Annotated in this window: 9 protein-coding genes and 3 pseudogenes; 8 read left to right on the top strand and 4 right to left on the bottom strand. The window is 66.9% G+C overall.

The genetic code is table 11. The features are described from left to right. Window positions 1-36: 36 nt before the first annotated feature. Window positions 37-685, top strand: a pseudogene (locus A2U95_RS32315) (MobF family relaxase); the annotation flags it as partial. 456 nt (window positions 686-1,141) lie between these two features. On the opposite strand, the gene A2U95_RS00630 reads toward A2U95_RS32315, so the two are convergent. Together A2U95_RS00630 and A2U95_RS00625 are read right to left on the bottom strand one after the other, a co-directional pair. Then, entirely contained in the window at window positions 1,142-1,360 is a 219-nt protein-coding gene (locus tag A2U95_RS00630; RefSeq protein ID WP_166020296.1) for a hypothetical protein, read from the bottom strand. A 188-nt stretch (window positions 1,361-1,548) separates the two neighbouring features. Further along, window positions 1,549-2,343 (bottom strand): annotated as a pseudogene (locus A2U95_RS00625) (IS5 family transposase). 429 nt (window positions 2,344-2,772) lie between these two features. Between A2U95_RS00625 and chvE the strand changes: the two are divergent. Genes chvE through mmsB form a run of 3 tightly spaced genes read left to right on the top strand, consistent with a single transcriptional unit; the run spans window position 2,773 to window position 6,709 of the window. Beyond that, window positions 2,773-3,885 carry a multiple monosaccharide ABC transporter substrate-binding protein gene (gene chvE, locus A2U95_RS00620; protein ID WP_166020295.1) on the top strand — a complete coding sequence of 371 codons (1,113 nt, stop codon included), beginning with the start codon at window positions 2,773-2,775 and terminating at the stop codon, window positions 3,883-3,885. Window positions 3,886-3,917: 32 nt separating this feature from the next. Then, entirely contained in the window at window positions 3,918-5,468 is a 1,551-nt protein-coding gene (mmsA, locus tag A2U95_RS00615; protein WP_166020294.1) for a multiple monosaccharide ABC transporter ATP-binding protein, read from the top strand. Next, entirely contained in the window at window positions 5,465-6,709 is a 1,245-nt protein-coding gene (mmsB, locus tag A2U95_RS00610) for a multiple monosaccharide ABC transporter permease (RefSeq protein ID WP_166020293.1), read from the top strand. The genes mmsA and mmsB overlap by 4 nt, the downstream gene beginning before the upstream one ends. 205 nt (window positions 6,710-6,914) lie before the next feature. On the opposite strand, the gene A2U95_RS00605 is transcribed toward mmsB, so the two are convergent. Next, a complete protein-coding gene (locus tag A2U95_RS00605; protein ID WP_277350856.1) occupies window positions 6,915-7,448 on the bottom strand; it encodes an IS5 family transposase in 534 nt (177 codons plus the stop codon). Between the two features lie 118 nt (window positions 7,449-7,566). On the opposite strand from A2U95_RS00605, the gene A2U95_RS00600 reads away from it, so the two are divergent. Next, window positions 7,567-8,814: an IS110 family RNA-guided transposase gene (locus A2U95_RS00600; protein ID WP_420856937.1), complete on the top strand. Its 1,248-nt coding sequence runs from the start codon at window positions 7,567-7,569 to the stop codon at window positions 8,812-8,814. Window positions 8,815-8,834: 20 nt separating this feature from the next. Here the strand turns inward: A2U95_RS00600 and A2U95_RS00595 are convergent. Next, window positions 8,835-9,182 (bottom strand): annotated as a pseudogene (locus A2U95_RS00595) (transposase); the annotation flags it as partial. A gap of 662 nt (window positions 9,183-9,844) precedes the next feature. Here A2U95_RS00595 and A2U95_RS00590 point away from each other — a divergent pair. From A2U95_RS00590 to A2U95_RS00580, 3 genes are all read left to right on the top strand, one after another. Next, window positions 9,845-10,282 carry a hypothetical protein gene (locus tag A2U95_RS00590; RefSeq protein WP_240957147.1) on the top strand — a complete coding sequence of 146 codons (438 nt, stop codon included), beginning with the start codon at window positions 9,845-9,847 and terminating at the stop codon, window positions 10,280-10,282. Window positions 10,283-10,971: 689 nt separating this feature from the next. Beyond that, window positions 10,972-11,817, top strand: a complete 846-nt coding sequence (locus tag A2U95_RS00585; protein ID WP_166020291.1) for an SDR family NAD(P)-dependent oxidoreductase — start codon at window positions 10,972-10,974, stop codon at window positions 11,815-11,817. A 236-nt stretch (window positions 11,818-12,053) separates the two neighbouring features. Further along, complete coding sequence (locus A2U95_RS00580; RefSeq protein WP_166020290.1) at window positions 12,054-12,446, top strand: nuclear transport factor 2 family protein; 393 nt, start codon at window positions 12,054-12,056, stop codon at window positions 12,444-12,446. Window positions 12,447-12,989 lie beyond the last annotated feature (543 nt).

The following is a 12,989-nucleotide window of genomic DNA, read 5'->3' as shown; positions in this document are numbered from 1 at the left end:
ACACCCTCGGAACCGGCCGTGATGTGCCCCACCAGGACGGGCATTGACCGGCGTCCCATCGGCTGGCAGTCGACCCGCCGACAGCAGATCGAGGACGCGCTGCCCGTCCTGACCGCCAGGTACGAGGAGCGGCAGGGAGACGCACCGGGGGAGCGGGCCGCCTACGCGCCGGGCCGCCGACCGGATGCGTCCGCCCAAACCCACGGAGATGCGGTCGCTGACCGAGCTGCGGACGCGATGGCACTCCTCGGCGATCCGGGCGTTCGGCGCCTGCACCGTCTACCGGCCGGCACAGCGGGCGCGGGCGGCGGCCGCAGCGGTGTGGGCGCGGGCGCGGCCGGTGGTCGACGTAGCGCTGGCGGCCGTCGACGTCGTCGCCGTGGTGTACGTGATGCGCGGCGCGTTCAAGCGCCACCACCTGCTCGCCGAAGCCCGCCGCCACCTCTCCTACGTCCTGCGCCGTCGGCCCCACCAGGTGGGTCTGGACGAACAGATCGTGCAGACGGCCGTCGACGACTACATCCGCCCGCCGACCTGCGCGCCCTGTATCCGCGCGATACCGAGGATCAGGCCGTGCTGCCCACTGACACGCAAGCGGACCTCCCCGCCGTACGAGCGGGCACGCATCGCCGCCGACGCACTGAGGGTCCGCGCCCAGGCGGTGCGCCGCGCGGACCGACTAGGGATGGGTTGGCGGGAGGTATCCGGGGTGTGCGTGGCGTGCTGTGAGTGCGGTAGAGTAGATCTTGAACGCGTCGCCAGGTTGTCGGTGGCGTGCTGTGCGTCGGTAGTCCAAGGAAAGACGCCCCGCTTCCTGCGGGGAAATGCAGGTGCAAGGCCTGCCCGGCGCTCCACAAGGAAGACCCCCGATCCTGCTGTTCAGGCTCGGGGGTCTTCCTGTATCCGCTTGCCGGGGTGTTCAGTCACAGTCGTTGCGGCTGATTTTTCAGGGAGCGAGCCCGGTCGTTGAGGTTGTAGCCGCGCAGGTCATGGATGGAGCGGTCGCGGAGGGCAGGTCGTCGACGCTGCCGTCCGAGGCCCGGCGTACCGAGGGCCGGCCGCCGAAACTGATCTAGGGGTAGATGCGCACGTAGCCGGACGGGCAGTCGATCGCCGCCCGCGCCGCGATGATCGACGATCTCTAGTCGGGGTTGGCGTGGAGGGCCTGGTGCGCACCGCACTCCTGCCCGAACACGTCCGCGCTGCAGGGGCCGGGGCCTTCGTAGTGGTGGTCGTGGACCGTGGGGATGACGGGGATGGTCTCCTGCCCGGCGAGCGGACTCGCCTCGAGTCGGTCCAGGCGCCGCTCCACGGCCTCCAGCCGCTCGACCAACTCCCGCTTCGACACCCGTCGCCTCATGCACCCTCCTTGGGTGGCAACTTCCCCGATACCTGGAGCCACATGCTCCTCCCGTATGGCGCAAGCCGGGGGAAGCGGCAGGGCGCGCTCCTGTGCCCGTTTGAGGGTGGGTCAGGGAGCGGTGGGGGCCGCCTGCGGTGCCGACTCCGCCGTCTCATACGTGGCAGTGCAACGTATGAGAGCGTGTCCTACGTGGTGAGGCGGACGAGCCGCTTGTAGCAGCAGAGGGCAGCGGCGAGACCGGGAAAGCCCGGGTAGTTGCGGGGGTCGCGTTCGTAGCGGGGGCTGGGGCGGCGGTAGCCGGACAGCCAGGACATCGTTCGCTCGACGACCCATCTGCGGCGTCCCAATCGCTCGCCGGGCTCGATTCCCGTGCGGGCGATCCGCACGCTGATCCGCTTTCCGCGCAGCCATCTGCGCAGCTCGGCCCGGTCGTAGGCTTTGTCGGCGTGCAGGCGCCGGGGCTTGAAGTGGCGGCCGCGGTGAGGGGCGGGTCTCGTTCGGTGACCCTCCATCATCGGCTTCAGTCCTTCGCTGCCGTGGACGTTGCCGGCGGAGACGCCGACAAGGACGGGCAAGCCGTTCGCGTCCGACAGGACGTGCATCGTGGAACCCGGCTTGCCCCGGTCCACGGGACTCGGACCTGTGTGTTCGCCCCCTTTTTTTGGCCCTGACGTGGACGGTGTCGAGGACGACGTGGGAGACGTCGAGGAGGCCGGCGTCGTCCAGGCGGTGCAACACGGCTTCGTGCAGTCGGCCCCAGACGCCCGCCCTGGACCAGATCAGGAACCTGCGGTGGACGGGTCGACTTCGACACCTCGAAGCAGGGCGTCAGTGACCGCCAGACGCATCCGCTGACCAGCACATGGACGATTGCCGCGAACACCGTCTCATCAGCGGTGTTCTGTGTTCCCCCTTGGCGGCCGCCGCCGTTGCTCCGGAATCAGCGGCCTGGCGATCTCCCGCAAGCCGTCCGGCACGATCCAGCTTCACGTCCCCCGCCCCATACCGGGACAACGTCCGCCTCACCACGTAGGACACGACCTAAAGCGTCATTGTTAGCGCTAACAATGACAAGACTCAACCCCTCCGAAGCGGGCGTTACACCTACATCGCCTTGAGTGGAGGCGGCGAGTGCCCTGTCGACTGTCGAAGTCGCTGAACCCTCGCTCGGCGACTTGCCTGATGGCGCAGGCCAGAACTCCTGACCGCCATCCGATTCGGCGAAGCTTTCCAGCTCACGACCCTTGCGTTCCGGAATTGTTAGCGCTCACACTGAGGAGTGTCTTCCGCGTCCGGTCGGCTCGTGTGGAACGTGCTCACAAGGTTCGCGGCAGCCCTCTTCCCGCCCGACCGCACCGTTGCACACTCCTGGCCGCAGACCTCGCCCGCACACATCAAGGATGATGACCATGCGCAACCGCAGAGCCGCGTTCGCCTCCCTGGCCACTGCCGCCTCCCTCGCCCTCACTCTCTCCGCCTGCGGCCAGAACAGCGAGGGGGGCAGCGAGGAAGGCAAGGGCGGCAGCGAGGGTGCCACCATCGGCATCTCGATGCCCACAAAGTCCTCGGAACGATGGATCGCTGACGGCGACAACGTGGTGGAGAACCTGAAGGCGAAGGGCTACGAGACCAAGCTGGTCTTCGGCGAGGACAAGCCGGACCAGCAGGTCTCGCAGATCGAGAACATGATCGCGCAGGGTGTGGACGCTCTGATCGTGGCCGCGATCGACAACAAGTCGCTCAACAACGTGCTCCAGCAGGCCAAGGACGCCGACATCCCGGTGATCTCGTACGACCGACTCATCCTCGGCACCGAAGACGTGGATTACTACGCGTCGTTCGACAACGAGAAGGTCGGCGAGCTGCAGGGCACGTACATCATCGAACAACTGGGACTGAAGGACGGCAGCGAGAAGGGGCCGTTCAACCTCGAGCTGTTCGCCGGCTCCAACGACGACAACAACACGCGCTACTTCTTCCAGGGCGCGATGAAGGTCCTGCAGCCCTACATCGACAAGAAGCAGCTCGTCGTCCGCTCCGGCCAGACCGAGCTGACCCAGGTCACCACCCTGCGCTGGGACGGCGCCACGGCTCAGCGCCGGATGGACGACATCCTCACCAAGTCGTACAAGTCCGAGAAGGTCGACGCGGTGCTCTCGCCGTACGACGGCATCTCCATCGGCATCCTGTCGGCGCTGAAGTCGGACAACTACGGCTCCAAGGCGAAGCCGCTGCCGATCGTCACCGGTCAGGACGCCGAGGTCGCCTCGGTGAAGTCGATCATCGCGGACGAGCAGGCGATGACCGTCTACAAGGACACCCGCGAGCTGGCCAAGGTGGCCGCGAGCATGGTCGACGCCCTGCTCAACGGCAAGGAACCCGAGGTCAACGACGAGAAGACCTACGACAACGGTTCGAAGGTCGTCCCGGCCCACCTGCTGGAGCCGGTCAGCGTGGACAAGGAGAACTACCAGAAGGTCGTCGTCGACTCGGGTTACATCAAGGCGAGCGACCTCAAGTAACCTCCATCCCCCACTGATTGGAAGGCACGACCATGGCGGGACCCGTCCTGGAAATGCGCTCGATCGTCAAGACCTTTCCCGGCGTCAAGGCGCTGTCGGACGTCACGTTGACCGTCCGCCAGGGCGAGGTCCACGCCATCTGCGGGGAGAACGGCGCAGGCAAGTCGACCCTGATGAAGGTCCTCTCCGGCGTTCACTCCCACGGAAGTTATGAGGGCGAAATCCTCTTCGAGGGGGAGCCCTGCCGCTTCAGAAACATCCGGGCGAGCGAGCAGCGCGGCATTGTCATCATCCACCAGGAGCTCGCGCTGGTGCCGTATCTCTCTCTCGCGGAGAACATCTTCCTCGGCAACGAGCATGCCCGGCGCGGTTTCATCAACTGGAACGAGACGCTGCGGCACGCGACCCGGCTGCTGCGCCAGGTGGGGCTCGACGACCACCCGGAGACCCGCGTCGCCGACATCGGCGTGGGCAAACAACAGTTGGTCGAGATCGCCAAGGCCCTGTCCAAGAAGGTGAAGCTGCTCATCCTGGACGAGCCGACCGCGGCGCTCAACGACGAGGACAGCGGCAAACTCCTGGATCTGATCCTGGAGCTGAAGAAGCAGGGCATCACCTCGATCATCATCTCCCACAAGCTGAACGAGATCCGCAGGGTCGCCGACTCGGTGACGATCCTGCGTGACGGGCGGTCCATCGAGACCCTCGACGTGAAGGCCTCGGAGACCACCGAGGACCGCATCATCAGCGGCATGGTCGGCCGCGACCTCGACCACCGCTTCCCCGAGCGCACTCCCCACCGGGCGGAAGAGGGCGCGGCCCCGGCCCTGGAGATCCGCAACTGGACCGTGTACCACCCCATCGACCGGACCCGCAAGGTGGTCGACGACGTGTCGGTCCACGTCCGGCGCGGGGAGATCGTCGGCATCGCGGGCCTGATGGGCGCCGGTCGCACCGAGCTGGCGATGAACGTATTCGGCCGGACGTACGGCCGCTACGCGGGCGGCACGGTCCTCAAGGACGGCAGGGAGATCCAGACTCGGCACGTAGCGGACGCCGTCGCGCACGGGATCGCGTACGTCACCGAGGACCGCAAGCACTACGGGCTCAACCTGATCGACACCATCAACCGCAACATCTCGCTGACCGCACTGGACAAGGTCGCCAAGCGAGGCGTGGTCGACGAGCACGAGGAGCGGAAGGTCGCCGAGGGCTTCCGCAGGTCCATGAACATCAAGGCGCCGACCGTCTTCGAACCGGTCGGCAAGCTGTCCGGCGGCAACCAGCAGAAGGTCGTCCTCAGCAAGTGGATCTTCGCCGGTCCCGACGTGCTGATCCTGGACGAGCCCACGCGCGGCATCGACGTCGGAGCCAAGTACGAGATCTACACGGTCATCGACCAACTGGCGGCCGAGGGCAAGGCGGTCGTCTTCATCTCCTCCGAACTGCCGGAGCTGCTCGGCATGTGCGACCGCATCTACACGATGGCGGCCGGCCGGCTGACCGGTGAGTTCTCGCGGGCCGAGGCCTCACAGGAAGCGCTGATGCGTCAGATGACGAAGGACAAAGAGGTAACACGATGAGCACCGATGTGACTGCCACGACGTCGGCTCCGGCACCGCCCGGCAAGGACGGTCCGGCCTCGGGCGGAGGCCTGCTGCAGCTGATGCGGGACGGTCTGCGCCGGAACATGCGTCAGTACGGCATGCTGATCGCCCTCGGTCTGATCGTGGCGCTGTTCGCGTGGCTGACCGACGGCGACCTGCTGCTGCCGCGCAATGTCTCCAACCTGGTCCTGCAGAACAGTTACATCCTGGTCCTCGCCGTCGGAATGATGATGGTGATCATCGCGGGCCACATCGACCTCTCGGTCGGCTCGCTGACGGCGTTCGTCGGCGCCTTCGCCGCAGTGCTCACCGTGCAGCAGGACATCTCCTGGCCCGTCGCCGTGGTGCTGTGTCTGCTGGTCGGCGCGGTGGCCGGAGCGGTACAGGGCTTCTTCATCGCCTACGGCGGCATACCGTCGTTCATCGTCACCCTCGCCGGCATGCTGATCTTCCGCGGTCTCACCGAGATCCTGCTGGCAGGCCAGACCCTCGGTCCCTTCCCCGAGGGCATGCAGAAGATCGGCAACGGCTTCATGCCCGAGGCGGGCCCGGAGACCAACTACCACAACATCACCCTGCTGCTGGGCATCGCGCTGATCGTCTTCGTGGTCCTGCAGGAGATCCGGGACCGGGGGCGGCAGCAGGAGTTCGCCCTCGACGTGCTGCCGCGCAACATCTTCCTGCTCAAGCTCGCCGTGATGGCCTCCGCGATCCTCGTGGTGACCCTGCTGCTCGCCAGCTACAAGGGTGCACCAATCGTGCTGCTGATCCTCGGCGTGCTGGTGGTCGGCTACAGCTACGTCATGCGCAACACCGTCTTCGGCCGTCACATCTACGCCATCGGCGGCAACCTGCCGGCGGCCAAACTGTCCGGTGTGAAGGACAAGAAGGTCACCTTCCTGGTCTTCGTGAACATGGGAGCGCTGGCGGCCCTGGCGGGCATGGCGATCGCCGCCCGTCTCAACGCGGCCTCGCCCAAGGCGGGCCTGAACTACGAACTCGAGGCCATCGCCTCGGCGTTCATCGGCGGCGCGTCCATGAGCGGCGGAGTGGGAACCGTCTTCGGCGCGATCATCGGCGGCCTCGTCCTCGGCGTGCTGAACAACGGCATGAACCTCCTCGACGTCGGGACCGACTGGCAGCAGGTCATCAAGGGCCTTGCCCTGCTGGCCGCGGTCGGTTTCGACGTGTGGAACAAGCGCAGGGTCGGTTCATAAGCCGCCCGGGCCCCGCTCCCAGGAGCGGGGCCCTTGTCTCCTCGCACAGGACTGTTTCCGGCCCTGGTCACGACGGCACAACGGGACTGCTGCAGGGTTGGCTGACATCTGGAACGTACGATTCGCGCACAACCCTGTGCCTGGGGTGATGCTGGAACGGGTGGCTGCCGACTTCCGGGTCACCCGTCCTCACTGACAAGCCATCTCATTCGGCGAGTCGGCGGTAGCAGATGAGGGTGCAGACGAGGCTGGTGAAGGCGAGGAAGTGCTCGGCCTTGCGTTCGTAGCGGCGGTGGAGTCGGCGGCAGCCGGCGAGCCAGGCCATGGTCCGTTCGATGGTCCAGCGGTGTCTGCCGACTCGCTGTGACGTTTCGACGCCCTTGCGGGCGATGCGGTGCTGGATTCCTCGCTGTGCCAGCCATTGCCGCAGGTGACGGTAGTCGTAGCCCTTGTCGGCGTGGAGCTTGCCGGGCCTTCGCCGACGAGGGCGGCGGCGGGACCGGATCGGGGGTATGCCCTTCACGAGCGGGATCAGCGCCTGGCTGTCGTGGACGTTGGCGCCGGAGATGCCGACGGAGATGGGCAGACCGGTCCGCTCGGTGATCAGATGGATCTTCGAGCCGTACTTGCCCCGGTCGACAGGATTCGGACCTGTCAGGTCCCCGTTACCTTTTTCGTGGCCCCGCAATGGGGCTCCCGGCCTCCGGTCCCGGCATGACTCAGGTCCCCAGTCGGTCATGATCGAAAAGGTGCTGTCACCGGGCACGGAGGCATCGGCAGACCGCTGATCAGGGGCATGGGCGCCGATCCCGCACAGGGTGAGGCAGGCTCTTCGTAACGTGGATGCCGGCACGCTGATGCCGCAGGCAGGCCGGGACGGTTCGGAGTCGGGATACAAGATCGTGAACGAGCACGAGACCGTCGACATCTATCTGGGCCTGGACGTGGGCAAGGGTGAGCATCACGCCACCGCGCTGACCCCGGCCGGGAAGAAGACCTTCGACAAGCCGCTGCCCAACACCGAGCCGAAGTTACGCGAGTTGTTCGCCAAGCTGCAGGCCAAACACGGCACCGTGCTTGTCGTCGTCGACCAGCCGGCCTCCATGGGGGCTCTGCCGCTGGCAGTCGCCCGTGACATGAACTGCCAGGTCGCCTACCTGCCGGGCCTGACGATGCGCCGGATCGCCGACCTGTATCCGGGTGAGGCCAAGACCGACGCCAGGGACGCCTACGTCATCGCCGACGCTGCCCGCGCGATGCCGCACACGCTCCGCGCCGTCGGCCCGGCCGATGAGACCACGGCCGAGTTGCAGATGGTCGCCGGCTTCGACGACGACCTCGCCGCCGAGAACACTCGCATCAAGAACCGCCTGCGTGGTCTGCTCACCCACATCCATCCCTCACTTGAACAGGTCCTGGGCCCTCGCCTGGACCATCCCGCCGTTCTCGCACTGCTGGAACGCTTCGGCTCACCCGCACAGATCCGCAAGGCCGGACGTCGCCGCCTGGTCTCGTTGCTGCGACCGAAGGCGCCTCGGACGGCGGAGCGTTTGGCGGACGACATCTTCACCGCCCTCGACGAGCAGACCGTCGTCGTTCCCGGGACCGAGGCCGCAGCACTGATCATCCTCAGTCTGGCCTCCTCGCTCTCCTCCGTCCTCGGCCAGCGCAAGGCCCTGGCCGCGCGGATCGAGGAACTCCTGGAGGACCACCCTCTTTCCCAGGTCCTGACCTCCATGCCTGGCATCGGGACCAGGACCGCAGCCCGCATCCTCATCGACGTCGGCGACGGCACCGCGTTTCCTACCGCCGGGCACCTGGCGGCCTACGCCGGCCTCGCCCCGGTCACCCGAACTTCGGGCTCCTCCATCCGCGGCGAGCACCCCGCCCGACGCGGCAACAGGCAGCTCAAACGCGCTCTCTACCTCGCCGCGTTCGCCTCGCTCAAGCAACCGGAGTCCCGCGCTTACTACGACAAGAAACGCAGGGAAGGGAAACACCACGTCGCAGCCGTCATCGCCCTTGCCCGACGACGAGTCGACGTCCTGTTCGCCATGCTCCGTGACGGCACCTTCTACCAAGCTCCAGCTGGCACATCAGCTTGACGGAGACCATAGGGGCACCTTTTCAGGGCCCGCATGCTGACCGAGTCGATCGCGCACCGTGACCAGTCCAGGTCGCCGCGGGCGCCGAGCTCGTCGAGGACCAGGCGGTGGAGTTCGGCCCATACCCGGGCCTTGGTCCATTCGGTGAACCGGCGATGGGCCGTCGCGCCGGACGGCCCGAACGAAGCCGTCGGCAGCTGCTTCCACGTGCAGCCCGAGGTCGCGATGAACACGATCGCGGCCAGAACCTCGCGGTCGCCGTGTCGATGTCGGCCGCCGCCCTGCGGCCGTGATGGCGCCTCGGGCACCACCCGCTGGAACAAGTCCCACAGCTCATCCGGCACCAGCCGCTCAACAATCCCCGCCACAGCAGCAGCCTATCCGGCCAAATGAGATGACTTGTTAGGGGACGAGTGGGGAACCAGCAGGTCCGACAGCTCACAACTGCCCTACGCTCTCTGCGTGATCCGTCCCACTTCAGGTCCCCCAACGTGGAAGCACCTTCTCGCTTCGCTCCTGCTCGTGCTCCTCATGTCAGTCGGTTGGTACGGCATGCAGCCGGTCTACCCCGACTGTACCTTCCTTTCTTTCGGAAATCCGCTGAGCCCTGAGGAGGCTCACCAACAAGCAGTCGAGAATGGGCAATGCGAACCCGCCCATCCTCGTTGGAAGGACTGGGCCGGCTGACCTTTGCGACCCGTCGAATCCCGCTCCACATTTTCTCCAGCATTATATGCGGCGTCATTTTGATGCAGGCGATACACCGAAGCCGACACGAACAAGCGACCCCTGGCTCCCGCCATCTCTTGGCCCTCGACCGTTCGATACTTGCCCGCGGTTATCTGGCAGTCACCGCCCGCCAGGCAGAAGCGGCCACTGCTCATTGTCAGGAAAAATCCGTCGGCCGCCCCGCTGCCCGGCAGAGTCCGGTCGGCGGGGCGCGGTTCGAGCCCGCCGGTCTGGATTGCTGTCCGTGGGTTGGTGTATTCATGTGCACTTCCCTGCCTGCAGGGGTAGGGAAGTGCATGTTGTGACAGTAATTCAGGGAGGGACGTGCGTGATGCGTGCGAGGAATCTGTCGATAGCAGCGCTGTTGGCGGCCGGTGTGATGGCTGTGGCTGGCGCCGGGCCGGCAGCAGCGGCGGGTGGTCTTCTTCCTCATCCGGGCCCGGATGGTCTGGTGTGGGTGGAGGAGATGACTGGTGACGGGGGCGTGGCTTCCGGTGGTGCGTGGGAGGGCCTGCCCACGGTGCTGACGGTGGCGTGCGAGGGAGGCAGCGTGGACGTGACGATGGAGTCCCAGGGGTATCAGGTCGCCGACTTCACCGTCGACTGTCCCGCCGGCACCCCGGGAATGGGTTCGGTGGTCATGGACGCGGGAGTGGTGAGATTCGGGTCCTTCGCCATCGGTGTCGACGCTTCTGACGAGAGGGTCCGCTGGTCTTTGACGGTGACTCAGCCCGAATAGCCTTACCCCGGCAGCCGGCTCGCGTCAGCGGGCCCCAACGGTTCTGGAGGCACAGCCGGAAGGACCCGCCCGGTTCGGGCCGCAATGCGGTGAAGGGCCGAACGGCCGTCACTCTCCCCGCGGAGCGGGAGCGCGAACCCCCGCGCGCAGCGCGGGGGTGAAGTGCCGTTCCAGTGGCGGAGCACCGCTGCTCCGAGAGGACGTTTGATCTAGGCATATTGCCCTGCATTCCCTGAAGAGGAAGCACGGGCGCACCAGGACGAGAGGGGCACCTGACCGGAGCAGCTCGCTTCAGTCGGCATTTTGAATGGATCGGTCCCGGTGGTCCGGACGCGTGTCTGTGGCAGGGCTGGTGGTGTGTTCGGGCTTGTTGGTGCGGGTCTGGGGTGGGGCCTGGTTCGGGTCGTGGGGGAGGCGGGCCGAAGTGGTTGCCGCCGTCCGGGGCGCTGCTTCGGGTGGGGTCGGCCGGCCCGTTTCCTGCTCCACCTGGGTCACTGGGATTGTTCTCTTGGTCGGGGCGGGTCGGGTCCGGAGGCGGCCTGGACGGTTCGTCGATGTGTCTGTCAGTCTGGCGGACAGGCCGTCCGGATGGCCATGCCGGCTGGGAGGTGCTGTGGTGGCGGCCGGACACCCTTGTCGTTCGCCGTGGTTGCCGCGGTTGATGGCCCCTGATCTTTCACGGAGGGCATGTGGGCAAGGTCTGGTTCATCACCGGGGCGTCACGTGGGTTCGGGCGTTGCTGGGCAGAGGCGGCAGTGGCCCGCGGTGACCAGGTCGCCGTAGCGGCCCGGAGTGAAGCAGCCCTCCGGGCGTTCGCGGACGACAGCGGTGATGCCGTACTCCCTCTCCCGCTGGACATCACCGACCGGGCCGCGGTGTTCGCCGCCGTTCAGCGTGCCCATGCCCATTTCGGGCGTCTGGACGTCGTCGTGAACAACGCGGGTGTCGGCCACATCGGCTGCGTGGAGGAGGTCACGGAACACGAGGCCCGAGCCGTCATCGAGACCAACATCCTCGGCACCCTGGCCGTCACCCAGGCAGCGCTCCCGCTGCTGCGCGCTCAGGGAGGCGGCCATCTGATCCAGGTGTCGAGCAGCGGCGGCATCGAGGCGTATGCGGGTATGGGTCTTTATTGCGCTACGAAGTGGGCCGTGGAGGGTATGTCGGAAGCGCTGGCCGAGGAAGTCGCGGCGTTCGGTATCAGGGTCACCGTGCTCGAGCCGGGCGGATATGCGACCGGTTGGTTCTCCGCCGCGCGGCGTTCCGCCTCGTATCCCGCGTACGCGCCTCTGCATGACCTGCTCGATCCGACCCTGACCCCTGATTCTCTGCCGCCTCCCGAGGCGACCGTGCCGGCCGTCCTCGCCCTCGTGGACAGTGTGGATCCGCCCCGGCGGTTGCCGTTGGGGAGCTTCGCCCTTCGTGCGGCTGTGGAGGCCGGTGAGCGGCGGCTCGACGGTGTGTCCGCCTGGGATGCCGTCATCCGGGCCGCTGACGGCATCCCCGCCAAGAACGCGACTCCGCCCCCGCGCTAAAGGTCGCTTTCATACTGTTCACCATGCTTTGCAGCTGATCCCATGGTTCTCGGGTCGGTTCGCTGGTACAGGGCAGTTGTGTTCGGTGAGCCTGCTGCCTTGCCCGTGTGTGTACGGTATTTCCTTTGGAAGCCCGCGGTCCCGTCCGGCGAACGCCTCCTGGCGCCCTGTGTGCCTGCCCGGCCGTCCTCCTGCCTTTCGTTGTCGACGGGTTCGGGGCGGGGGAGGATGCGTTCATGGTTGACACGGCTGAGAACTCCGAGGAGCGGGCTGCGATCGCTGCGGCGGTGGACGGTGAACTGCGCCTGCACGATCCTGTTGTCCGGGTTTCCGCTGTCGGTGTTGGGTTGTTCGATCCCGAGTTCGTCGAGGTCGGTGCTTCGGGGCGGCGTTGGACGTACGAGGAGATGGTCGCGGCCCTGCCGACGCTGCACGGTGGAGAGGACAGCCCGCGTATCGAGGTTTTCGGCATGCGCGGGGTGCTCCTTGCTCCGGGCCTCGTGCATCTGACGTACGAGAGTGTCATCGCCGGCCGTCGGGCCCGTCGCAGCTCCTTGTGGCGTAAGGGTGGAGGTGAGGCCGGATGGCGGCTCTACTACCACCAGGGCACTCCCGTGCCGGAGGACTGAACACACCTGCTCCGGCCAGGTGTTGGGCCAGGTGGGGCGATGGGGGGTGTGGGAGACGAACGACGACCCGCTCGTGACGGAAGCTCGCGCAGGAGCCCTGTCGTTCCGGGCGGTGATGGCGTGGGAGAGGAAGGCTGCAGACAAGGCGGTCTGCGGTCGGGTGTCGTGAAGGTCAGGGGTGTGGGGGTCTGCCGACGTGTCTGCGGTCGGCGGCGGACCCTGCCCGCGTGGGCCATGAGCGTCTCCTCGCTCCTGGCTATGGGATGTTGCGCCGGTTCTGTGCCGAGGGTGAGGGGGCAGGCCTGCTACCGGCTCCTTCGCCGAGGTGGGGGAGGAATGCTGCGGTGGCTGGATGTCCGGTGATGTGGACGGGGCGGGCGGCTTCTGGGTACGGCGGTCCGTGTGGGGATCTCCCGCTGCAGCCAGCTCTTCGCCGCCTTCTTCGCTGCCCCGGCCCTCAACCACCGCATCGCTCTCGCCATGCGTACGGGAGTGGCCCGCGTCGTGGAGTGCGAGGGGCGGGTGGTGGCTTTGCGTGAGGTG

The organism is Streptomyces chilikensis (genome assembly GCF_001642695.1).
In the GTDB taxonomy this organism is placed as follows: domain Bacteria; phylum Actinomycetota; class Actinomycetes; order Streptomycetales; family Streptomycetaceae; genus Streptomyces; species Streptomyces chilikensis.
This window is presented reverse-complemented; position numbering and strand designations above follow the sequence as displayed.